Origin of the sequence: Nocardia higoensis (assembly GCF_015477835.1) — a bacterium.
In the GTDB taxonomy this organism is placed as follows: Bacteria; Actinomycetota; Actinomycetes; order Mycobacteriales; family Mycobacteriaceae; genus Nocardia; species Nocardia higoensis_A.
Genome location: NZ_JADLQN010000001.1, coordinates 329,336 through 353,764 on the forward strand (window position 1 = coordinate 329,336; position 24,429 = coordinate 353,764).

At 70.4% G+C, this 24,429-nt stretch carries 13 protein-coding genes; 7 read left to right on the forward strand and 6 right to left on the reverse strand.

The annotated features are described in order from the left end of the window. The first annotated feature begins 292 nt into the window (after positions 1 to 292). Genes IU449_RS01430 through IU449_RS01440 form a run of 3 tightly spaced genes read left to right on the forward strand, consistent with a single transcriptional unit; the run spans position 293 to position 14,426 of the window. Positions 293 to 10,942, forward strand: a complete 10,650-nt coding sequence (locus IU449_RS01430; protein WP_195000161.1) for a type I polyketide synthase — start codon at positions 293 to 295, stop codon at positions 10,940 to 10,942. Next, positions 10,939 to 13,359, forward strand: a complete 2,421-nt coding sequence (locus tag IU449_RS01435) for a thioester reductase domain-containing protein (protein ID WP_195000162.1) — start codon at positions 10,939 to 10,941, stop codon at positions 13,357 to 13,359. The genes IU449_RS01430 and IU449_RS01435 overlap by 4 nt, the downstream gene beginning before the upstream one ends. After that, the gene (locus IU449_RS01440; RefSeq protein WP_195000163.1) at positions 13,356 to 14,426 is read left to right on the forward strand and encodes an alpha/beta hydrolase; all 1,071 of its coding nucleotides are present in this window, start codon (positions 13,356 to 13,358) and stop codon (positions 14,424 to 14,426) included. Before IU449_RS01435 ends, IU449_RS01440 begins: the two co-directional genes overlap by 4 nt. A 49-nt stretch (positions 14,427 to 14,475) precedes the next feature. Here the strand turns inward: IU449_RS01440 and IU449_RS01445 are convergent, their stop codons facing one another. Further along, positions 14,476 to 15,477, reverse strand: a complete 1,002-nt coding sequence (locus IU449_RS01445) for a Gfo/Idh/MocA family protein (RefSeq protein ID WP_195000164.1) — start codon at positions 15,475 to 15,477, stop codon at positions 14,476 to 14,478. Positions 15,478 to 15,563: 86 nt separating this feature from the next. Here IU449_RS01445 and IU449_RS01450 point away from each other — a divergent pair, with 86 nt between their 5' ends. The 3 genes from IU449_RS01450 to IU449_RS01460 all read left to right on the forward strand — a co-directional run bounded on the left by IU449_RS01450 (position 15,564) and on the right by IU449_RS01460 (position 19,830). Next, on the forward strand, positions 15,564 to 16,853 hold the full coding sequence (locus IU449_RS01450; protein WP_195000165.1) for a glycosyltransferase: 1,290 nt from the start codon (positions 15,564 to 15,566) through the stop codon (positions 16,851 to 16,853). A 14-nt stretch (positions 16,854 to 16,867) separates the two neighbouring features. Further along, the gene (locus IU449_RS01455) at positions 16,868 to 18,211 is read left to right on the forward strand and encodes a glycosyltransferase (RefSeq protein ID WP_195000166.1); all 1,344 of its coding nucleotides are present in this window, start codon (positions 16,868 to 16,870) and stop codon (positions 18,209 to 18,211) included. Positions 18,212 to 18,579: 368 nt separating this feature from the next. Continuing rightward, positions 18,580 to 19,830 carry an oxygenase MpaB family protein gene (locus tag IU449_RS01460; RefSeq protein ID WP_195000167.1) on the forward strand — a complete coding sequence of 417 codons (1,251 nt, stop codon included), beginning with the start codon at positions 18,580 to 18,582 and terminating at the stop codon, positions 19,828 to 19,830. 483 nt (positions 19,831 to 20,313) lie between these two features. Here IU449_RS01460 and IU449_RS01465 read toward each other — a convergent pair whose 3' ends face one another. The 3 genes from IU449_RS01465 to IU449_RS01480 all read right to left on the reverse strand — a co-directional run bounded on the left by IU449_RS01465 (position 20,314) and on the right by IU449_RS01480 (position 22,606). Further along, positions 20,314 to 20,805, reverse strand: coding sequence for a hypothetical protein (locus tag IU449_RS01465; protein ID WP_195000168.1), 492 nt, complete (start codon positions 20,803 to 20,805; stop codon positions 20,314 to 20,316). Between the two features lie 162 nt (positions 20,806 to 20,967). Then, entirely contained in the window at positions 20,968 to 21,639 is a 672-nt protein-coding gene (locus IU449_RS29605; RefSeq protein ID WP_195000169.1) for a hypothetical protein, read from the reverse strand. 514 nt (positions 21,640 to 22,153) lie between these two features. Beyond that, positions 22,154 to 22,606, reverse strand: a complete 453-nt coding sequence (locus IU449_RS01480) for a methyltransferase family protein (protein ID WP_195000170.1) — start codon at positions 22,604 to 22,606, stop codon at positions 22,154 to 22,156. A gap of 219 nt (positions 22,607 to 22,825) precedes the next feature. Between IU449_RS01480 and IU449_RS29755 the strand changes: the two genes are divergently transcribed. Continuing rightward, positions 22,826 to 22,942 carry an SDR family oxidoreductase gene (locus IU449_RS29755; protein WP_416382146.1) on the forward strand — a complete coding sequence of 39 codons (117 nt, stop codon included), beginning with the start codon at positions 22,826 to 22,828 and terminating at the stop codon, positions 22,940 to 22,942. Positions 22,943 to 22,955: 13 nt separating this feature from the next. On the opposite strand, the gene IU449_RS01490 is transcribed toward IU449_RS29755, so the two are convergent. Together IU449_RS01490 and IU449_RS01495 are read right to left on the reverse strand one after the other, a co-directional pair. Continuing rightward, entirely contained in the window at positions 22,956 to 23,423 is a 468-nt protein-coding gene (locus IU449_RS01490; RefSeq protein ID WP_195000171.1) for an OsmC family protein, read from the reverse strand. A 77-nt stretch (positions 23,424 to 23,500) separates the two neighbouring features. Then, the gene (locus IU449_RS01495) at positions 23,501 to 24,340 is read right to left on the reverse strand and encodes a hypothetical protein (RefSeq protein ID WP_195000172.1); all 840 of its coding nucleotides are present in this window, start codon (positions 24,338 to 24,340) and stop codon (positions 23,501 to 23,503) included. Positions 24,341 to 24,429 lie beyond the last annotated feature (89 nt).

A 24,429-nucleotide genomic window follows, 5' to 3' on the forward strand; every position in this document is an offset into this window, starting at 1 on the left:
TGACCGATCGAGGAGCCTGGACAGGCGCGCTGGGCTGGCGGTGGAGAGCGGACATCGGACCGTCGGGACACGACCGGCAACAGCCCGCCGATGACCGAAGCCGAAGGCGGAGAATGCCTTCGGCGCCGTCGACGCCGACCGGAGGAAACACCGCGATCTCGGTGATCGTCTTGCTGATACCGACGGTCCCACTACTGTGGTCCCAGACACCAGTGTGCTACTTCTCCAACGCAATACAGATCCCCGGGTAAACCGACGGGTGTACCACGGACCGGACGTCAGGACTCAACTCGTGCGTAACACTTTCGTGGGAAAACTGTTCGGCCATACCGAATCTCGGCCGGAAGCGCCGGTATACCGGTTTCTCGACGAGGGGGAGGTCGACGGTCCGAGCAGGGCACTGACCTACGGCGATCTGGGTCTGCGCACCAAGGCGATCGGCGCGGCCCTGCAGGAGTCGGGTGCGCGGCGGGCGCTGATGCTCTACCCGGCGGGGCCGGAGTTCGCCGAGACGTTCTTCGGGTGCCTGGCCGCCGGAGTGGTGGCGGTTCCGGCGCCGCTGCCGGAGTGGGAGACCCGATCGCTGCGCAGGTTGCGGCGGATGGTCGCGCACGCCGATGTCGATGTGGTGCTCGCCCCGCGCCGGGTAGTCGACGACCTCCTCGCGCTGTGCGCCGAAATCCCCGAACTGGCCGGAATCGAATGGCTCGCCACCGACGACATCGCCTCGGACGAGGCCGCCCGCTGGCAGGAACCCGACATCGGTCCGGACTCGCTCGCCTTCCTCCAGTACACCTCCGGCTCGACGAGCGCGCCGCGCGGCGTGATGCTGACCCACGCGAATCTGCTGCACAACCAGGGCGCGCTCGCCGTCGGGCTCGGTCACGACCGCGATCTGATCGAATCGTGGGACGGCGCGCTGTTCGCCAGCTGGCTGCCGATGTACCACGACATGGGCCTGATCGCACCGCTGCTGCAGACGGTATATCACGGGGCGCATTCGGTGCTCATGTCACCGCTGCACTTCCTGCAGCGCCCGCACCGCTGGCTGCGGGCCGTCTCGGAGTTCCGCGCGCACACCAGCGGCGGTCCGAACTTCGCCTACGAACTCTGTGTGCGCCGGGTGACACCCGAACAGCTCGAATCGCTGGACCTGAGCCGGTGGCGGGTCGCGTTCAACGGCTCCGAGCCGGTGCGGCCCGCCACCGTGCGCCGGTTCGCCGAGACCTTCGCCCCGGCCGGCTTTCGGCCCGAGGCGCATCACCCGGTCTACGGACTGGCCGAGGCGACGCTCATCGTGACCGCGCCCGAGGTGTCCGCGCGGCCGGTCTTCGATGTCGTGCCCAGCGATCTTCCGGGCGCGCGAGAAGTGGAGCTGACCGGGGTCGGGCAGCCGGTCGGCGGCATGGCGGTCGCCATCGTCGATCCCGAGCGGGGGCATCGCCTCGACGAGGGCGCCGAAGGTGAGATCTGGGTCGCGGGCGGCAGCGTGGCGGCGGGCTACTTCCGCGACGAGCAGGCAGGCGCCGAGGTGTTCGGCGCGACCCTGCCCGGAGACGATCGCCGCTACCTGCGCACCGGCGATCTCGGATTCTTCTCGCGGGGGCAGCTCTTCGTCACCGGGCGGCGCAAGGACCTGCTGATCGTCGACGGACGCAATCACTATCCGCAGGACATCGAGGCCACCGTCGAGACCGCGCACGAAGGCATTCGCGCCGGGTGCGTCGCCGCGTTCTCGGTCGATATCGGGATCGACGGGGAACAGCCGGTCGTGGTCGCCGAGGTGCGTGGTGACGACCCCGCCGTGCTCGCCGAGATCGCGGGCGCGGTGCGCGCGGTGATCACGACCGAACACGGGCTCGCGCTCGCCGCGGTCGTGCTGATCCGGCCCGCGACGATGTTCAAGACCAGCAGCGGCAAGGTCCAGCGCTCGGCCTGCCGCCAGGCGTACCTGTCCGGGGAATTGCTCGCCCTGAGCGCCGCCCCGATCCGGTCGCCCGAGGACGAACTCGACGACTACGACACGCTGGACTACGGCATATCCGCCGAATCCGCCGCCGCCGAAACGGGTCCGGATGGCCCGTCGGCCGCCGAACACGCCGCCTCGGGCACGGAGCGGCACGAGCAGACCGGGCCGGGCGCGGGCCCGACGGTGGAGGAGATTCGTTCCTGGCTGGTGGCGGCCATCGCCCGGCAGGCCGAGCTGGACCCCGAACGCATCGACGCGCATCGTCCCCTGGTCGAATTCGGTCTGGGCTCGGCCGATCTGGTGGAGTTGGTAGTCGACCTCTCCGATTTCGCCGGGAGGTTCCTCGACACGAATCTGTTCTTCGATCATCCCACCATCGCCGGTGTGGCCGAGGCCCTCGCTCCCGCCGAAATCGCGGCGGAGACCGACACCGAGAAGCCGGACAGCGCAACGGAGATCCGCCTCGGCGCGAGTGGGCTGGAACCGGCAGACGAGACCGTCGACGACGCCATCGCGATCCTGTCGATGTCGTGCCGCTTCCCCGGCTCGGTGGATTCGCCGGAAGCGCTGTGGCGGATGCTCGACGGCGAAGCCGACGGGATCACCGACCTCCCGGCCGGGCGCTGGAACATCGACGGACTCTACGACCCCGACACCTCCGCTCCCGGTCGCGCTTACACCTTCCGCGGCGGCTACATCGACGGACTCGACCTGTTCGATGCCGCCTTCTTCGGCATCGGCCCCCGCGAAGCCGCCGTGATGGATCCCCAGCAGCGCGTCATGCTGCAACTGGCCTGGGAGGCGATCGAACGCTCCGGCCGCGATCCGCGCACTCTGCACGGCAGTCAGACCGGCGTCTACCTCGGCCTCTACAGCACTGGCTATCTCGCCGACCCGGCTCCCGAACAGTTGAACGGCCAAGTGGGCACCGGCCTCTCGCCGAGCGTCGCCTCCGGACGCATCTCCTACACCCTCGGCCTGCACGGCCCGGCGGTCAGTGTCGACACCGCCTGCTCCTCCTCGATCGTGGCCGTGCACCAGGCGGTGCAGGCGTTGCGCGCGGGGGAGTGCGACGCCGCGCTCGCGGGCGGGGTCACCCTGCTCATGTCGCCGACCCCGCACATCGAGCTGTCCCGGCTGGGTGTGCTCTCGCCGCGCGGCACGTGCGCGCCGTTCTCCGCCGAGGCCGACGGCACGGTGTGGGCCGAGGGGGCGGGCATGATCATGCTGAAGCGCCTCACCGACGCCCGCCGTGACGGTGACCGGGTGCTGGCGGTCATCCGCGGATCCGCGGTCAATCAGGACGGTCGCAGCCAGGGCCTGAGCGCCCCGAACGGCGCTGCGCAGGAACAGGTGCTCCGCTCCGCGCTGCGCGCGACGGGACTCTCGCCGCACGACATCGACTACGTGGAAGCCCACGGCACCGGCACCGCGCTCGGCGACCCGATCGAGGCCCGTGCCCTGGCGCGGGTCTACGGCCCCGGCCGCGACCCCGACCGGCCGCTGGGCATCGGCTCGCTCAAATCCAACCTCGGCCACACCCAGGCCGCGGCAGGCGTCGCGGGCATCATCAAACTGGTGCTCGCCCTCGGGCACGAGCGCATCCCCGCCACGCTGAACGCCCGAGTGCCCTCGCCCCAGGTCGACTGGGAACACAGCGGAATCGCCGTACAAGCCGAGCCGATGCCCTGGCCCGCGCGATCGCGTCCACGGCGGGCCGCGGTCAGCGCTTTCGGCCTCAGCGGCACCAATACGCACCTGATCCTCGAGCAGGCGCCGCCCGAGCCCGCCGTCGCGCCCGCGCCCGGCGCGGTGCCCACGGCGACGGTCGCACCGGGAGCCCACGGTTCGGGCGAATCGGCCGCTGCGCGCGATCCCGGCGCGGTCTGCGACGCGACCGTCGCGTCGCAGACCGGCACCGCGAATCCGGTCGGCGCCCTCGCCGCGCAGGACGGTGGCGTTTCGGAGGCGTCGGCCGCGTCGACGCACGAAGGACGGGTGCTGTTGCTACCGATCTCGGCGCGCAGCGAGGCGTCCCTGCTCGGCCAGGCGCGGCGGTTGCGTGATCTGGTGCTCGGCGATCCGACGCTCGCGCCGGGGCCGATCGCCCGCTCGCTGGCCTTCGAGCGCACCCGCTTCGAGCGGCGCGCGGTGGTGATCGCCGCCGATCGCGACGAGATGCTGGGCGGGTTGACCGATCTGGTCGAGGGCCGCGGGTCCACTCGTGCGGTCGTGGGTACCGGCGCGGTACTCACTCACGCCAAGACCGCGTTCGTGTTCCCGGGCCAGGGTGCCCAATGGGTCGGCATGGCACGCGATCTGCTCGAGCGCGACGAAGATTTCCGCGCCGAATTCCTGCACTGCGACAAGGAATTCGCCGCGCTGCTCGGCTGGTCGCTCGCCGACCGGGTCATGACCATGACCGCGGCGGACCTGATCGACTTCCCGGTCGTGCAGCCGCTGCTGTTCGCCACGATGGCCGCGCTCGCCGCATCCTGGCGCGCGGCGGGCGTCATCCCGGACGCTGTGGTCGGGCACAGTCAAGGGGAGATCGCCGCGGCCTACTGCGCGGGCGTGCTGGAACTCGGCGATGCCGCTCGCATCGTCGTCGCGCGCAGCCGGTTGATGAGCGATATCGCGGAGCCGGGGGCGATGGCGATCGTCGGCCTGCCCGAGGGACGGACCGCCGACCGCCTGGCGGCTTTCGACGGCCGGATCTCGATCGCGGCGGTCAATGTCGGTCGCTCGACGATCGTGGCCGGTGAGCAGCCCGCCGTGGAGCAATTGCTCGCCGAACTGGAGCAGACGGGGGTCTACACCCGGCTCGGCGCGTCCGGCCCGGGTTTCGCCGGGCACTGCCGCCTGATCGAGGCCATCCGGGAACCACTGACCGCGGAATTGTCCGGAATGATGGCGAATCCGCCGGTGACGCCGTGGTATTCGACGGTGTCCGGTGCGCCCGTGGCGGGCGAGCCGATCGAACCGGAGTACTGGTATCGCAACGCGCGCGAGACCGTTCGCTTCGCCGCCACGATCGAGGCGATGATCGAGGACGGCTTCCGCTATTTCGTCGAGCTGGGCGTGCATCCGTCGCTGACCACCGCCGTCCAGTCGGTGTCGGAGGATCGGGGCCGCGAGGTGGTGGCGGTCGGGTCGCTGGTGCGCGACCAGGACGGACCGGCCTGCCTGGCCGCCTCCCGCGCGGCACTGTATGTGGCGGGGCACGAACTCGACTGGGGCGCGCTGCTTCCGGAGTCCGGCCGAGTCGACCTGCCCACCTACGCTTTCGACGAGCGCAGGTTCTGGACCGACCCCATCCGCCACGGCGGCGCGCTCGGTCCCGACGAATCCCTCGCCCATCCGATTCTGGGTGCGGCGGTGCCGAATCCGGAGTCCGGCGGTGTGACGCTGACCGGACGGATCTCGCGAGGACAGCAGCCCTGGGTCAGCGAGCACGCGGGGCCGAACACGGTGCTGCTGCCGGGTGCTTCGCTGGTCGAGATGGCCGTGCGGGCCGGTGACGAAGTCGGCACGCCGGTGGTGCGAGAGCTGGTGTTGCGTGCTCCGCTGCTGGTGCCCGAACGCGACGCCGTGCGGATACAGGTCGTGGTCGGCGGGGAGCGGGACGACGGCGGGCGCGTCGTGCGCGTCTACGGGCGCGAGGATCGCGATCCCGATCCGGCATGGACCCTGCACGCCGAAGGAATGCTGGCCGAGGAGTTCGCGACGCCGGTGGGGGAGCTCTCGACTGTGCAGCCGCGGTCGGCGGCGGAATTCGCGGCGCCGGAGTCGCGACCGGAAACCGCGGTCGGCGAACAATCCTCGACGTGGCCGCCCGAAGGGGCGGTCCCGGTCGACGTCGGCGAGCTGTACGCGACGTTGGCGGCCCGTGGTCATCACTACGGACCGCTGTTCCGAGCGGCGCGGGCGCTCTGGCGTGTTCCGGGCGACGGCGCGAGCGCGCGCGCCGGGTCGGCCCCCGGCGCCGAGACAGGTGCCGACGGTGCTCATGACACCGACGACGGCGGCACAGCGAACGGCGGTGGCCGCGACACCGTCGAGTTCTACGCCGAGATCGAACTGGACGAGGCCGCGCACGCGGACGCCGCGAAGTTCGGCATCCACCCGGCGCTGCTCGACGCCGCCCTGCACGCGACCACGTTGTTCTCCGCCGACACCGGCAGCGCCCTGCTGCCGTTCGTGTGGAGCGATGTCACCCTGACGGCCTCGGGAGCCACCGCGCTGCGCGTGCGCCTGACCCGATCCGGGCCGGACAGCATCGCCCTCACCGCCACCGATCCCGGCGGTCGTCCGGTGATCTCGGTCGGATCGGTGCTGTCGCGCCCGGTCGATGCCGTGCACTGGGACGCCGCCGCGCTCGCGCCCGCGCACCGCAGGCTGTTCACCGTGCGGTGGACTGCGCGCCGGCTTCCCGCGCCGGACCCGACACGCACCGTGCGCACCTGGGACGCCACCGACCCCGCGCCCGCCGATATCGTCGTCGTGCCCGCACGCACCGGCGATTCGCCCGGCGAGGCACACGCCGCCGCGCAACACATGCTCGCCGCGCTGCAGCGGATCCTGGCGGATCCCCGGTTCGAACGCAGTACCGTGGTCGTGCGGACCACGGGCGCGGTCGCGCTGCCCGGCGACGACGAGCCCGACCCGGCAGGCGCGGTCGTCTGGGGACTGGTGCGTTCGGCGCAATCGGAGAATCCCGGCCGGATCGTCCTGGCGGACATTCCGGGTGGGCCCACTGCCAACGCCACCCGGACCGGTGTGTCGTCCGACGGCGCCGAGGCCGATCGTGCGGCCGGGCCGTGGGATCCGGCGCTGTCGGCAGCGGAGCTCACCGCGCTTGTGGCGAGCGACGAACCACAGTGGGCGGTGCGTGCGGGCGTCGCCTACGTCCCGCGGCTGGCCGGGCTGCCGGAACCGGCGAGCAATGCCGCGGGCCGCCGGCGGATCCGTGACGGCGCGGTGCTGATCACCGGCGCGCCGGGACGGCTGGGCTCCGCACTAGCGCTGCACCTGGCCGATGCCTACGGCGCGCGTGACCTGGTGCTGGTCAGCCGCCGCGGCATCGACGGACCCGGCGGGCACACGCTGCGCGACGAGCTGACCCGCCGCGGTGTCCGCGTACGTTTCGCGCGATGCGACATCACCGACCGCGCCGCCGTGGCGGATCTGCTCGCGGATCTGCCGCTGGCCGGTGTGGTACACGCCGCCACCGTCCTCGACGACGGCACTCTCGGCACGCTCACACCGGAGCGTCTCGATGCCGTGCTCAGACCGAAAGTCGATGCGGCGCAATACCTGCACGAGCTCACCGCCGACCGGGACCTGTCGCTGTTCGTGCTCTTCTCGGCCGCGGGCGGCCTCTTCGGCACGCCCGGCCAGGCCAATTACGCGGCGGCCAACGCCTACCTCGACGCGTTGGCCGTGCACCGGCGTCGTCTCGGCCTGCCCGCGCAGGCCCTGGCCTGGGGCGCCTGGGAGGTCGATATGCACGAGCACATGTCCCAGGCCGACATCCGTCGGATCACCCGCGCGGGTGTGCGGGCGTTCTCGGTGCCCGAGGGCATGGCGTGCTTCGACGCGGCGCTGCGAGTCGACGAGCCGATCGTGGTCCCGCTGCTGCTCGACGCCGGGGTACTGCGTCACTCGCCCGAACTGCCCTCGCTGTTGCGCGGACTCGTGCGCGGGCCCGCGCGGCGCGCGGCGGCCGACCGTGGGCGACGTGCGGCCGCCGCGGGCACCGGATTCGCCGAACGCCTGCGCAGCGCTTCCCCCGCCGAAGCCGCCGCACTGGCGCGCACCGCCGTCGCGGAATGGACCGGGCAGGTGCTGGGGCACGACGGCAACGAGACGGTGGCGCTCGACCAGAGCTTCCAGAGCCTCGGCCTCGACTCGCTCATGGCGGTCGAACTGCGCAACAAGGTGCGCGAACACACCGGGATCGTGGTGCCGCTGGGCGCCATCCTCGCCGACAGCGACCTGACCGCGCTGGCCGGCTACCTGCTCGACCAGGTCCGCGACCAGGACAACGGCGACGAGGGTTCCGGCACCGACGCGGAGTCCGCCGCCGACGTGCCCGACCTCGAGACGCTACCGCTGACCAGAGACATGGTGCGACTGCTGCGCACCGAGCAACTCGGCATCCCCAGCGCCGCCCAGACCGGCGGTCTCGCCCTGCGCCTGCCGACCACCGTCACCCGGGCCGCGTTCCAGCGCGCCCTCACCGCACTCGCGCATCGGCACGCCGCGCTGCGCACCACCATCCGGTCGAGCGACGAGCACGGCAGGCAACTGGCGATCACCCGGGAATCCGGCGTGGTCGGTGGATGGCGGGAACTCGACGGTCTCGACGACGCGATCGCCGCGGCGCGCTTCCGGGAACTCATGGCGCGGCCTTTCGACCTGGCGACCGGACCGCTGTGGCGGTTCGAGCTGCTCGACGGCGGTGCGAGCGGTCAGATCCTGCTCATCGGCGCGCACCACAGCATGAGCGATGTGCAGTCGGTCCTGCTGGTCGCCGGGGAACTGGCCGCCGAACTGTCCGGTGCGGGTCCACTGGCCGATGTGCCGACGAATCGCGATATGCGTCAACTGCTCTCGGCGCAGGCGGACAAGCCGGGCGAGGCGGACGAGGCCGTCAGGCGATGGCGGGAGGCGTTCGCGGGCGCTCGCCGGCTCGAGCTGGGATCGGCGCGGCCCGCCGAACGCACCTACGGCGCGGCCGCTCTCGCGCTGGACCTGCCCGCCGATCTGCACGACCGAGCGGCCGAGCGGGCGCGGGAACTGGGTATCACCCCGGCGGCGGTGTTCCTCGGCGCGCTCACGGTGTTCCTGGCCAGGCACAGCGGCGCCGATCGGTTCGCCCTCGCGGTGCCGGTGGACACCCGCATGCACGCCGATGCCGTCGGCGCGGTCGGCTACTTCGGCGTGCCCGTGCCGTTCCCGGCCGCGGTCGAGCCGGGTGAGGCGGTTTCCGATGTGCTGCGCCGCATCGGTGAGCGGCTGCGGGGGCTGCTCGTGCCGGGCGCCGGCTTCGGTGATGTGCTGGCCGCGCTGGCGGCCCAGGGGCTCCACCGCGAGAACGCGCCGATGGTGGAGGTCTACTTCAACTACCTGCGCGCGCCTTCGGCGTCCGGCCGGGCCGACCTGGTTCCGGTGAGCACCGGATATTCCGACCTCGACCTGATGGTGGCGGTGCTGCCGGACACCGGCCGGCTCTGGCTGACCTACAACAGCGACATCCTCGACGAGGCCGCCTGCAGCGAGCTGGGAAAGCAGTATCTGGCGACAGTCGCCGCCGTGGTGGCCGATCCGGGCGCGCCCGCCTCGGTCACCGCGGGCGGTGCGTTCCCGGCCGTGGTGCGCGCGGCCCTCGGCGCGACATTCGCGCTCGGCAGGATTCCCGAATTGCTGGGCGCCGCCTCCGCCGAGAGCACGCCGATCACGGTCGCCGAAGCGCCCTACCACCATCTGACGGCCGCCCTGCGCGACCCGTCCGGGGTGTTCGCGCAGCCGTCGACGGCACTGGCTATCGCCTTGCTGCGCGCGGCCGACCTGCAACGGTTCGGCTCACTCACCGACGCACTGCTCGCCGAGCTGGCCGAGGAGTACCCGGCGGCGGTGCGTGCGGTGGCCGAACGGACCCGCAGGCCGATCATCGTCGGCATCCTGCCCTCACACGAGCCCGATCGGCGCCTGCTCGACTGGGAACGGACGGTCGCCGACCGGCTGCGCGACATCCCCGGTGTCGCGCTGCTGGAGACGGCCGAATGGACCCACCGCCACGCCGTGCCGACGGTCTTCGACGAGCGCACCGACATCATGGCCCACCTGCCGTTCACCGCCGAATTCCAGGCGGCCGTGGCGCTCACGCTCGCCGACACCGTCGCCGCGGTGACCGAACCCGCTCCGAAGGTGATCGTCGTCGACGGCGACGACACTCTCTGGAGCGGCATCGCAGGCGAAATCGGCGCCGATGCCGTCCTCTTCGACGACGCGCGGCTCGCGCTGACCGACCGCCTGCGGCAGTGGCGAGCGGCCGGAACCCTGCTGGCTCTGGTGAGCAACAACGACGACGATGTCGTGCGCGCGATCCTCGACCGGGCCGACAGCCCTGTGCGCTACGACGATTTCGCCGCTGTCTCGGCGGGCTGGGAGGACAAGCCCGCCCGCGTGGCGGAACTGGCCCGCACCCTGCACCTCGGCCTCGCCGAGTTCTGCTACCTCGACGACAATCCCGTCGAGGTAGCGCGGATGCGCGCGGCGCTGCCCGAAGTCCTGTCGGTCACCTGCCCGCCCGCCGCGGACCTGCCCGCCTTCCTGACCAGGCTGTGGCCGATGACCCCGGTCGCGACCACCGCCGAGGACCGTGCCCGCGCCGACTACTACCGGCAGGAGCGGCAACGCGACGACGCCCGCGCGAGCACCGAATTCGGCGCGTTCCTGGAACACCTGGGCCTCGAGGTCGACATCGAGGAGCTGACCGAGCGGACCGGCGCACGAGCCCGCCAGCTCGTGCGCCGCACCAACCAGTTCACGCTGGGCGCCGCCGGGCCCGACGATCTCGACCGATGGCGCGCCGAGGGCGAGGTCTGGACCGCCACCGCCCGGGACCGTTTCGGCGAGTACGGCCTCATCGGGGTGCTGGCGCTGCGCGTCGACGACGCCACCCTGACGATCACCGGCTGGCACCTCAGCTGCCGCGCCCTCGGCCGCGGCGTCGAGGAACGCCTGTTCGCCTGGATCGCCGACCGCGCCGAAGCGCTCGACTGCGCGACCGTGCGCGTACGGGTGGAACACACCGCCCGCAATACCCCCGCCCGCCGCCTGGTCGCCCGGCTCGCCGGCCTCGCCCGGCACGACGAAACACTCGACGCCTCCGTCTCGCCCCGGCAGTTGCGTGAATTCCGATCCTGGACGGCGATCGACCAGTACGAGGAGGAGACGACCCCGTGACCGACACGGCCGAACCCACCCCGGTCCGCGACTCCGTCCCGGACCGTCGCGCTCGCGGCGAATCCCTGGAGCGCGGCACCGGACTCGATGTCGCCGCCCTGCTCGCCCGCACCGGCCTCGGGGGCAGCGCGTCGCCCCCGTCCGGCATCCGCAGTCCCCTACCGGACGCTTCCGTCACCCCACCCACAGCGGACTCCGTTGCCGAGCGGAACGGTTCGGCCGTACCCGCCGAGCCAGGAGTGCCCGCGCGGAATTCGCCGAGTCCACCGAGGGATATGCCGACGCTGGCCGCGGCGATCACCGCGCTGGCCACCCGCTTCAGCGCCACCCCGATGGGCCCCGACACCGACTTCTTCGACGCGGGTGGCACCTCGCTGGCCGCCGTCGAATTCGTCGCGGCACTGGCGGGCGATCTCGGCGTCCACCTCGATCTCGACACGGTCTTCTTCGACGCGCGTCCGCGCAGGCTGGCGCAGCGATGGCTGGCGGATCCGACCGTCACCGCACCGGTCAGCGGAGTGGCAGCAGGGCGGGATCTCGAGGCCGGCGAAGTCGGCGACGGTGCCTTCGGTCGCCGCGCCGGTGATGGCATCGGCACCGAGGGCGGGGACATCGACACCGACGATCTCGCCCAGCTCTTCGCCGATCTGTCCGGCGCGGACAGGCTCCCGCTGGTCACCCCGGCGGAGCGGGTCGAGCCCCGGCGCATCCTGCTCACCGGCGCGACCGGCTTCCTCGGCAGTCACCTCCTGCTGGACCTGTTGCGGCACAGCGACGCCCACGTGGTGTGCCTGATCCGCGCCGACGACGAGGACACGGCGCGAGAACGATTGATCGACGCGCTGCGACGTTTCGCTCTGCCGTCCTCGCGAGAGGTGCTGCGCCGGGTAACGCCGCTGGCGGGCGATCTGCGCGAGCCCAGGCTCGGACTGTCCGACGAACAGTGGGAAAAAGCGGCGGCGCAGGTGGATTCGATCGTCAACGCCGCGGCCGCGGTGGACTTCCTGCGCGGATATCCCTCGCTGCGACGCACGAATGTCCTCGGCCCGCTCACCCTCGCCGAACTGGCCTGCACCGGCAGGTCGACACCGATACACCACATCTCCTCGCTGGCGGTGTTCAACGGTGTCGAGTCGCGATCACTGGGGGAGGACGATCCGACCGCGCCCGTGGCGACGCTGCCGATCGGCTACGACCGCTCCAAGTGGGCGGCCGAGGCGATCCTGCGCCGGGCAGGCGAGCACGGTCTCACCGTGACGATCCTGCGTCCGGGCGGGATCGGCACCCATCCGGAGACCGGGGCGCACAATCCGCGCGATCTCAACAGCGGAATCACCGCCGCGTTGCTGCGTTTTCGTACCGTGCCCGGCTTCCGGTACCTCAACGGCGCGCCGGTGGACTGGGTGAGCCGGGTGGCCGCGGAGATCGTCACGCGGCCGAGCGCCTGGGGACACACCTATCACCTGACCGGCGAACCGACCTCGCTCGAGCAGATCGTCGCCAGGACCACGCTCGGCGGCCTCGGGGTGCGCGTGCAGCACTGGGAGAACTGGTGCGACGACGTGGTCCGCGCGATCCGCGAGGAACCCGCTCCCGAACTGGAGTCGCTGGCGCAGGTGTTGCAGAGCCCGGTCGCGCGGCGGCAGCTGGCGGCGATGGTGGGGGTGCCGCCCTCCCGCGCCGACCGCACCGAAGCTTTCGTGGCCGCGCACGGCTTGCCCGCTCCGATATCCGGCGCGGCGGCGGGCGGCAGGATGCTCGCGGCGACGGCCGGGCTCGGCGCGCCCGGCGGCGAACCGTACCTGCGCTTCGACGAAACCCTCAGCGGGACGATCGGCCCCGTCGGCGGCGCCGCCGACCTCCCCTGCGATCTGCGACTGACCCTGTCGATCGCCGACAGCGCGCAGGCATTCACCGCCCGCGTCCTCGACGTCGGTGGCGAACTGACCTGCCCGGCCATCCACGACGAGCCGCTGACCGTCACCGGCACGGCCGCCGTCCGTCCGCACGACGGCCTGCCGCTGCACCACGAGTCCCGGCACCCGATCATGCGCTACGACCTGACCCTGCGAGCCGCCGACGGCCGCAGCTGGTGGCTGACCGGCCACAAGTTCGCCGCCGCCCGCCGTCGCTTCGTCCGCCAGCTGGGCACCCAGCTGATCGAGATCGGCCCCGCCGGACAACCCGCGTCCTGGTCCGGTGAGATCGCCGTCCCGATGCACACCTACCTGTCCGATCAGATCGACGGCATCCGGGTGGACCCGCGACTGCCCGAACGTCAGCAACGACTGGCGAAACTGTTGTGGCTGAGCTGGTTCGGCGGGCAGCTCGGCGTGAGCCTGATGGAACCGATGCTGCGGGTCGGCGTCGACCTGCTCGACCTGCGCCGCGCCCTGCGAGAGGAACGCCGCCGATGATGGACCGACTCCCCACGTACCGCGACGACCGCATCGACGACGGATTCCGGTTCCGCACCGCCGACGGCATCGACCTGATGCTGCGCCGATCGGGACCTGACGACGCGCCCGCCGTGCTCTTCGTGCACGGGCACGGTGTTTCCTCGCGGATGTTCGACCTGCCGGAGATCCGCAATGTCACCGACGTGCTCGCCGACGCGGGCTACGAATCGTGGCTGCTGGACTGGCGGGGCAGCAGCCTGCTGCCCTACAACGAATCCGGCCACCGGTACACCCTCGACGACGTGGCTCTCTACGACCTGCCCGCGGCGGTCGAACAGGTGCGCCGGCACACCGGGGACCGGCCGCTGTTCGTGGTCGCGCACTGCGTCGGCGCGCTGGCAGTGGCCTCGGCGCTGACCGCGGGACTGCTGCCCGGGTTGGCGGGCGTGGTCGCTCAAGGCGTGTTCCTGACGCCGAAGGTGAGCGGCTCGTCGCGGATGCGGGTGTTGCTCGGCAGCGAAATGATCGGCGGGCGCGTCACCCACCTGGACTCCGATTTCCGCAAGGTCGGCCTGTGGTCGAAGCGGACCCTGCTCTACGCGGCGCTCTCCCGCAAGGGGGAGTGCCCGGACCCGACCTGCCGCATGGTGCACCACGGCTGGGGCATGGGCTCGAAGCTGTTCGAACACCACCACCTCGACCCCCGCACCCACGACCGGCTGGCCGACCTGTTCGGCGCGATCGGGCTGTCGATGCTCCCGCATCTGCGTCAGATGGAGTTGGCCCGCGCGGTCGTCCGGTGCTCTCTCGACGACGAACGCTATGCGGCGCTGCCCGAGAACGCCCTCGACAGCGCGGGACGCATCGACTGCCCGGTGCTGTTGCTGTCGGGCAGCCGCAACGAGGCGTGGCCGGGAGCCAACAAGCTGTGTCACGAGGTGCTCGCCGAGCGGGAGCCGGGATTGGACGTGCGCTACGTGGAGATCCCGTCCTACGGCCACCTCGACACCTTCATCGGTCGCGGAGCAGCCCTGGACGTCTTCGGTCATATCGCCGATTTCCTCGACGAGCAGTGCGGGCGGTGAGCGGGGTGCGCCCACGGGCGGCGCACGAGGGCGGCCGCGAGCGCGCGACTCAACTGGGCCGGCGCAACGGCAGCCCGGCGGCCGAGTAGATGGCGTCGATGACGGTCATATTGGCCACGGAGTCGCCGGGCCCGGTCGCCACCGGCCCGCCGCGCAGCACGGCATCGGCGAAGGCGTCGAGTTGGTAGTCGTAGGAGGTGCGGCGGGTGAACCGGCGACGGAGCCCGCGTTCGTCGGTGCGCAACGAGAGCAGATGCCCCTGGTGCGGCAGCAGCGGGTTGAGCACTCGCATGCGCCCGCGCTCGCCGGTCACCGTGACAGCGACCCGCAGCAGGTCCGCCGACCACATCGAGGCGCGGACGCCTCCGGTGTGACCGGAGGCGAAACGCAGGTCGGCGCGCATGGCGCGATCGACGCGCGGATCACGCAGCTTCGCCCGCGCGGCCACCACTTCGGGCTCCGCGCCGCCGAGCAACCTGGCCATGTGCACGGCGTAGCAGCCGGCGTCCATGAGCGCCCCGCCCGCGAGGTCGTAGTCGTAGCGGATATCGGAGAAGCGAGGCAGCGGGAAGCACACCGCGGCCTCGACGTGGCGCAACGTTCCGAGTTCGCCGGAGGCGACCACTTCTTCGGCGGCCGTGGTCAACGGGTGGTAGCGGTAGTGGAAGGCCTCCATCACCACGAGACCGGATTGCTCGGCGAGCGCGCCGATCTCGCGCGCCTCGGCCGCGTCGGCGGTGAACGGTTTCTCGCACAGCACGTGCTTGCCCGCCGCGAGCGCCGCCCGTGTCCAGCGTCCGTGCAAGCCGTTGGGCAGCGGGATGTAGACGGCGTCGATGTCGGGATCGTCCAGCAGTGCGGGATAACTGTCGTACACGCGACCGATGCCGTGCTTGCCCGCGAAGCGCTCGGCCCGTGCCCGATCTCTGGCCGCCACCGCCGTGACGGCCACCTCCGGGTTGCGCCGAGTGGGCGCGATCACGGCGGCGGGCGCGATGCGGGCCGCGCCGAGAATTCCGAACCGCAGGGCAGGGCGGGTGTCGTCGACCACCCGCGGACACTAGCATCGGGACCGCGTCGCGGCAGTGTCGTCACCACCCGGCCGCTTTCCCGCGGCCGACGAACGGAAGCGAGAGTATGCGTATCGCGTTGCTGACAGCGGGCACCAGGGGCGACCATCAGCCCTACCTCGCCCTGGCCGACGAATTGCGCTCGCGCGGACACGATGTCGTCATGACGGCCACCGAGAACTACGCCCATGTGGTGCGCGCGGCGGGCTTCGAGCCGGTGGTGATCCCGTTCAACTCCGCGGAACTGCTGGAGACCGAGGCGGCCAAGCGCGCACTGTCCTCGGGCGCGACGCTGCCGTTCGTCAAGATCATGCTCGACACCGTGAAGATCATGGCGGGTGAGCGCGGCGAGCGGATGCACGAAGCGCTGGCCACGGCCGCCGACTCGGCCGACATCTTGGTCGTGTGCGCCTCCATCCTGCCGTGGGCGATGGACCGCAGGGAGTTGACCGGGCAGCCGGTGGTCGGTTGCCTGCCGTATCCGCTGGAGCGCACCGAGGAGTTCCCGTCCTCGTTCATGGTCAAGCACATGATCACCTCGAAACGACTGCGCCTGGCCAGCTACACCGGCTTCGAACTCGCCTACGGGTTCGCCTACCACAAGGTGGACAAGCGCGTCCGGGAGATGATGGGGCTGCGCGGCCGCCCACGAAACCCGTTCCGCCGCATGCGCGAGGAAGGCATCCCGCTGATCCACATGGTCAGCCCGGTGCTGTTGCCGAAACCCGCGGACTGGCCCGACCGCTCGACCGTGGTGGGCGCGCCGGTCATGCCCGCCCACCTGCGCGCGGCGTGGGGTGAGGCGACGGTGGATCCGGCGCTGGACACCTGGCTCGACGCCGGTGATCCGCCGGTCTACTTCTGCATGACCGGCATGCCCGTCCTCGACCCGCCCGCCTGCCTCACCCTGATCGAGGCGGTGTGCCGTCGGCTGGGCACGCGGGCGTTGGTCACCGTGCGAGGAGAGGGCTTCCCCCGCGGCGCCACCCACGACGAGCGGCTGTTCGTCCTCGATTCCTTCGACTACGACCGAGTGCTGCCCCGCTGCGCCGCGGTCGTGCACCACGGCGGCAGCGGCAATACCCACGATGTGCTCCGCTGCGGCCTGCCCGCCGTGGTCGTCGGCGTGCACAGCGACCAGTTCTACTACGGCTGGCGGATGACCGCGCTCGGCATCGGCGGCGGCTTCCCCTACCCCTCGCTCACCGAGAACCGCCTGTATCAGGCCCTGACCGCCGCGCTGACGCCCGAATCGCGTCGTGAGGCAGCGGAACTCGGTCGTGCGGTCGCCGCCGAGAACGGGGTGGCCGCCACGGCCGACGAGGTGGAGCGGCTCGTGAAGCAGGCCGCGGGCTGAGCGGCGACGCGGCAGTGCACATCGCCCTGTTCACCGACTTCCACCCCGCCACCCTGGGCGGCGTGCAGACCGCGATGCGCGCCCTGACCACAGGGTTGCGCGGCCAAGGACATCGGGTCACCGTCTTCTGCCCGCCCGCACCGGAACCCGGTCCCGCCGACGCCGATATCGTGCTGCTGCGGCCGATCCCGTTGGCCACGCTGGCGGGCGGACTGCCGATGGTGCTGCCGACCCGCGCCAATCGCTTCGCCATCGACGCCGCCTTCGCCACCCGCGGCCCGGTCGACATCGTGCACGCGTTGACCACCTACGGTTGCGGCATCCTCGGCACCCGCGCCGCCCGTCGACACGGTGTGCCCATCGTCCAGACCCTGCAGAGCCGCGACGACACCGTCATCGAGAAGTACGCTCCCGCACCGTTGTCCGCCGCACTGAGCATGCGGCTGTTGCACGGCTGGTTCGTCCCGCTGCGCGGGCGGGCGGTGGCCGCGCTGCCCGGCGACGGCCGGGTCGCCCGGCTGGCCTGGCGACCGCTGATCGCCCAGGCCGATGCCGCCGACCACGTGACCGTCCCGACCGAGCACTTCGCGCGCCGCCTGGCCGCCCGGGGTGTCGAGCGCCCGATCCACGTCATTTCCAACGGGGTCGACGACGCCCTGCTCGACAGCGTGCTGGATTCCGACCCGGCGCCCGGCGCCCGGCGCCCGCGCTCGGTCTCCTCGACACCGGGGTCGTCGCGCCCGACCTCACCGGACCGGAGCCGCGCGTTCGAACACGACGACGACGGCTCCGCGGGTGCCGTCGATGCGGATCGGCGCGCGCCACTGCGCGTGCTGTGGTGCGGGCGGCTCTCGCCCGAGAAGCGACCCCTCGAAGCCGTCGAGGTCGTGCGCCGGGTCGCCGACTGCACCCTCGACGTCTACGGCGGCGGCAGGCTCGCCGACGAGGTACGCGCGGCGATCTCCGCGTCGGGGGTGGGCGACCGCGTCCGGCTGCACGGCGAGGTGGATCAAGCCGCCGTCCTGCGGGCCATGCGCGAGCACGACGTCCTGCTGCTCACCTCCGACTGCGACACCCAGGGCATGGTGCTGCTCGAGGCGGTCGCCACCGGCCTGCCGGTCGTCTACTGCGATCCCGAACTCGCCGAAACAATCTCCGAATCCGGCGGTCTGCGTGCCGCCGACTCGTCGGTGTCCGCCCTCGCCGAGGCACTGGACTCCCTGGCGCGGGACCGCTCCCGGCTGCCCGCCATGCGCGCAGCACTGACCGCACTCGTCGACCGATCGCGCCAGTCACGGCATCTCGCGCGGCTGGTAGCGGTCTACACCGAGGCGATCTCGGCGGACTCTGCGCACTGATCCGGTGAACACGTCGGCCCCGGTGCGGTCGAGCGCGCCCGCCTCCGGGATGTTAAGTGACCAGCTGTTATCAAATCCTGTGGCAGGTTGCCTGGAACCTGTTCGTTCCGTCCTCGCATCCGCCCGGTGCGCGACTCCGGAGAAGTTCTCGATCATCGCCGCATGTAAACCAGCCTCACTCTATCGCACGACACCGTTTCCGCAGGAATCGTCTGTGCCATATATGGATCTACGTAGAAGTGGAGACAAGCAGCACGAGTCTTGCTAAGTTACTGAGTATTCTGACCGTTAGGTCAGGCGGAGGGCGTCCTGGTGGGGCCGTTGGCCGTCGACACCACGGTGCTCGGGACTCAATGAGGAGTGGCGACATGCAGGGATTCAACAGGCGCGATGCGTTGAAGGCCGGAGGTGTACTCGGGGCGGTGGGCGCCGTCGGCGCGCTCGCCGCCGCATCACCGGCCAGGGCGGAGCCGTGGACATGGTCACCGCAGGGGTCGGTGGCGGGCGAAGGCGCGGGTCTCGACCCGATGGGCGTGTGGGACCCCGAGGTCGACGAACTCGTCGCCTCGCTGATCGATCGCGGCGATGTGCCCAAGGTGAACGAACAACTGCGCCAGTGGACGGCGAATGGTCAACCGCTGCCCGCCGGGCTGCCGAACGACCTGCGTGAGTTCATGGAATACGCGCGCCGGATGCCGCAGTGGGTCGACCACGGAAAACTGAACTCCGCCATCGAGTTCAACAAGAAGCGCGGCCTCTACCTCGGTGTACTCTACGGCTTCGCCAGCGGCATGATGAGCACAGTCATCCCGAAGGAGGCGCGCGCGGTCTACTACTCCAAGGGTGGCCACGACCTCAAGGACCGCATCACCAAGACCGCCAAGCTCGGCTACGACATCGGCAGCAACAACGCCTACGCCGATGACGGCCAAATGATCGTGACCTGCGTCAAGACCCGCCTGGTGCACGCCGCCGTGCGTCACCTGCTGCCGCAGTCGCCGCACTGGACGGCCACGGCCCAGGAGCAGATCCCGATCAGCCAGAACGACATGATGGTCACCTGGCACAGCCTGCCCACCACGGTCATGCGCCACTTCGTCAACTGGGGGGTGCCCATGCCACAGGAGGAATCCGAGGGATTCCTGCACTCCTGGCAGGTGGCCGGGCACATGCTCGGCATCAAGGACGAGTACATCCCGAAATCCTGGGACGAGGCCAATTCCCAGGCTTCGCAGGTGCTCGACCCGATCCTCATGGCGACTCCGGAGGGCGTGAAGCTCGCCGACCGGCTGCTGAGCCTCGGGGCCGGTCTGGATCTGGCGATCCTGACCAAGCCGGTGCTCGGCTCGTTCACCCGCTTCCTGCTGGGCGACAAGCTGGCCGACGGACTCCAGATTCCGCGTGAACTGGTCTGGGATCCGTTGCTGCGCTTCAGCTGGGGGCCGTTCGTCGCGGTGCGTGAGGGACTGCTCACGGTGGCACCTCCGACGAAGGAAGTCTACTGGATGTTCGACGAGTTCCTGCGTCAGGCCGCGCTGCTCTACCTGTCCGAACTGCGCACGCCGATCAGCATCGAGATCCCGACGATGAACCGCGACATGAGCCTGCCGCCGAAGTAGTCGGCAGTCGACTTCGCCCCCACCGTTCGTCCCCTGCGGTGGGGGCGAAGTCGTGTCCGGGGGAGGTGCGCCGTGTACCCGGCCCGCGGTGTGGAGCGCCTGTTCCGGACGCGCCCGCAAACCGCTGGCGATGCTGGAAAATATTGGGGGAGTATCGTTTTGGCGGCACAAACCGACCTCCGTGACTCACACAAGAAATCACACTCGCCGTTTGCGGGCCCTTCGCCGAACCGCTCTCCTCGCCGCGACGATCGCCCCAGCATCGGCGGGGTTCGCCGGACCCCGCTACCGGTTCTCCCGGCGGCCCTGCCGTCGGCGTTTTCGATCAAACAGTGGCACAAGCTTATTCCGCAAATCGACGGTGCGCCGTTCGCGACACTGATCAGCGTCTCGAACGACGCCATCCGCTGCGTCAGTCGCCGCAGCTCGCGGCGGCCGGTGGGCGACCGCGTCGGGCGGTGATGAAGGGGACGCCCCGGCGCGTCAGTACACCGTGAAGGTGGTGACGCTCGGGGCGTGTGGCAGGTCGGTGGTGAGGGTGAATTCCACCCGGCCCGGTCCGGTGTTCACGCGCAGGTTGCCGATCTGCGGCGCCACCCACCAGAACGGGAAACCGTTGCCGTCGCCGAGGAAGTCGGAGGCGGCACCCGTCGCGCCGGTGTCGAGATTGCGCCAGTGCACCGTGGCGGTGACCGAACACCAGGGCGCGGGCACGCCGAAGACCTTCAACCAGCCTTTGAGCTGCAGGTCGACCTGGCCGTGCGGTCCGCTGGGGTAGACGTTGCCGACGGCCCACACATCGCCCACGCACCCGAGACCGTGTGCGGCGGTGGTGACCAGAGGAAGTTCGACGGGGAGATACTCGCTCGCCGATGCGGGGGCGCTCGCACCGATCATGAGGGCGGCAGCGGCAGCGGCGGCCGTGGACATCGTGCGTAGGTGTGTGGCGTCCATGACCTGCCTATCGGCGTACATCGGCGTCTGTTACCCCGATGTACAGGATCGCTCCAGGTGCGGATCCTCTTGCGTCTCGGCCTCGCAGCACGACTGCGCCGCCCGTGCGGCCGCCACCTCACCGTGAGAGCGCCTCGGTGTACTGCGTGCCGCACGATGTCGGCTCGGTCGCGCCGGGGTGAGTCAGATCAACCGGTAGCGACTGGTCGGCACGACATCGATGTCGCGATCCGCGCCGAAGGTGGCGATGCTTTCCATCATCAGGCCCACCCGGCGGGCGAGTTCGGCGTCGTCGCCACCACTGCCGTAGAAGGCGTGCATGTCGTGCAGCGCCTCGATCGGGAAGTGCTCTTCCACGACGGCCGCGATCTGCGGGGCGTCGGGGGTGACCGGTTCGACGATGCGGTTCTGGATGTAGCCGAATGTGGCCTGGGTGTCGATGGCGACCCGGGTGTGCTTGCCGCGCCAGCACTCCAGCCACTGTTCGTAGGGCAGGTCGGCGGGCCTGCGCAGGAACGCCAGGTTGGCCAGCCCTTCGGCGCGTTCTCCGACGGCGGTCGGCCGGGGCGGGAGCGGCGTGACGACGTCGACCTGCCAGCCCGCGACGCGGGTCGATCGGTCGGTGAGCACGGCCACCGCGGCGGAGACCGCGGTCTCGGCGGCGAGGGTGAGCGTGACGACGGCCTCGACAGGCGCGTCGAAAGTGGTCAGCCGCAGCATCGCGTCGGCGACGCGCGGGTCGCCGATATTGAGGACGGCTTCGACGGCCGCGGATCGAGCGAGTGCCTCGCCCAATCCGCGAGGAAAATCTTCCTCGATGCCCCAGAGAGCGAACAAGAATTGCCGGGAAGCCACCGCGACACCACCTTCGGAGCACATGTTCGAGCTACGCGGAGCGTAACGAATCGCCCCGTGTCGCCACCACCCTTGGCGCACCTGCATCTCGTCTCGATACATCCCTGGTGTGACGGCAACGGCCGAATGTCACGGTCCTCACAAACTCTGCTGATCGCGCGGGAAGGCGTGCTGGCGCCCGAGTTCTCGTCGATCGAGGCATGGCTCGGGCGTCCAGGCAATACCTGGGAGTACTACCAGGTGTTGGCCCGTCGTGGCGCGCATTACCGGCCGGATCAGGATGTCTCGGAATGGGTCAGCTTCAATGTGCTTGCCTATCACCAGCAGGCGCAGACAGTCCACGCGAGGTTCGAGCGGTCGGGGCGGGTGTGGGAGCAGTCGACGGAGTTCGCGCTGCGCTCCGGGCTCGACGAGCGGGTGGTATCCGCGCACGATCTGGTGACGTCGGATCTGTGGTGCTGTGTGGACCTGGAAAGATGCACACGCCTGATCCCAGGGGTGGTCTGCCTGTCGATCAAGCGCGCGGCGGGCCGATCCACCGCAGCACCCGGTTGCGGTACTGCTCGTACTGCTCGCCGAAGCGCTCGGCGAGCGCCTGCTCCTCGGCCGGGATCTGGGTGCGATCGATCAGCGCCACGAAACCGGCCGTGGGCAACAATGCCCAGGCCGAACGCCGCAGCACCGCGTGCGCGGTCAGCGCGCTGGCCAGGCCCAGGTACATCGGGTTCCGTGTGAACCGGTTGGGCCCGTCGGTGACCAGGGTGGTCACCTTGTCGAAGCTCATCGGGTTGACCGTGGTGCCCTTGTCGGCGAAGCGGCTGACCGCCCAGGCGGCCAGTGTCGCCGCCGCGGCGGTGAACGGCGCTGCGGCCAGGCCCGACCACGGGGTCGGCCGCCGGCCGCGGGTCTGCAAGTACTGGACCCCGGCGGCCGCAGCAGCGATGACCGGCGGTGGAACTCTGCGCATTCGTCTCCTCCTGATCGCGTGGCCGACTTCAGGCTACGGCTCGGACATGAACCCGAACCGGCAGCTTGGCTGAACCGGTAAGCGGACGCACGAAGCGATGGTCGATGCCAATGGTTGGAGAGTGTTTCCAGCCAGGGATGACCGAAACCCCCGGCCTGCTCGGCCTGAGCCCCGACACCGAGCAGCTGCGCGCCGACCTCATTGCGGCGGTGCCGATGAATCGGCTGGCCCGGCCCCAGGAAGACCGCCGACGTCGCGGTATTCCTCGCCTCCGACCGCAGCAGCTTCATGACCGGGTCGGCGGTGTATGTCGACGGCGGCTACAGCCAGCTCTGACTTCGGCGAGCCCTTATCGCGCTGCGCTCGTCACCGCGGCCGGTTCGCATCGAACGGGGAAGTTCACGGATCGGGCGATGAAGCATTTCTCGTGGGCGCGGTGGTGCAACCGGTCGAGCGTGCCGAGGGCGACATCGCCTCGGACGGTCACCTCGGGTCGCAGGACGACCTCGGTGAATTCTCCCGCACCGTCGGGATGTTCGGTCATCCGGCCGATGGCCTGGTCGATGTATCCGGTGACCACCACACCGGCGTGCGCGGCCAGAGCGAGAAACCACAGCATGTGGCATTGGGCGAGCGCCGACACGAGGAGCTGTTCGGGGTTCCATCGGGTCGGGTCGCCGCGAAAGGCGGGATCGGACGACCCCGCGAGCAGTGTCTCGGCGTCGGAGCGGACGGTGTGGTTGCGCGAGTACGCCTCGAGCTGTTCTGTACTCCCGGACCATTCGACAGCGACGGTGTACGAGTGCTCGTGTGGCAACGCGCCTCCAAAGGTTGGACTCCTTGTGTATCGCACTCTACGTCGGCTCCGCTCGGACAGAGGTGTGAGCGGTGGACTCAGTCGCCGGAGACCATGTGGACGACGATCCCACCGAAACGGTGCTCTTCCATGGTCGCGGGGTGTCCGTCGATGAAACACCTACCGGTTCGGGTCACCTCGACGCATTCTTCCTCTTGCGCGCCGGAGTCGTCCGCTCGGTCGAGCGTGTCCGTGTAGTAGGCGATCATTCCGCCACTGAGATGGGTGTTGAAACCGGTGACCCGGCGCCCGGCACGGTCGGTGGTGCGGCTCCGACAGTCATCACAGACGGCGCGGGGGTAGCGTGCCTGATAGACCGCCGGCTGCTCGCAGCGCGGACAGGGGTGCGTGTATCGGCGGCCGGTATCCGGGCCTGACAGCAGGAAATCATTGCGGGCGAGGATGTTACGTCCGGAGAGTCCCCGATTGCCGCTGCGCCGCAGGACGATGAGAATGTACTCGGCGTAGTCGGCTGTCTCGGCATCGATCGTTGCGCGCCCGGGAATCTCGTCGATGCGCGTGAAGCCCGCATCGTAGGCCTCCAGTGCCACGCGGTGCGCCGGCGACAGCTCACTGTCGGGGATGTGCCGGTTGGCATGTTCGGCTCGTGCCAAGTGTTCGGCGATCACTGTGTCGATGGTGCGTCCGCCCCCCAGGAGGCCGCTGCCGTAACCGGTCGTGGTCACCAGGACATAGCCGTCCGCGACGCCGCGGTCGGTTCCGATCGTCTGAAGGAAGGCGAAACCGCGCCCGTAGCGGGCATTCTCGAGCCCGGGGTGGCGGTAGGGGAGGAGGGTGTCGGAATCCCGGGCCAGATCGCGCGCGATTCGCAGCGCTTCGTCATAGGTCGACGGAGAGTTCGGGTCCGGCCGCTTCATGACCGACAGCCTATCGAGCCGGACATTCCGTGGCCGACATGTGTCATGAGGCGATGGTCCGTTTCGACCACGCTGTCGAAAACAGACCG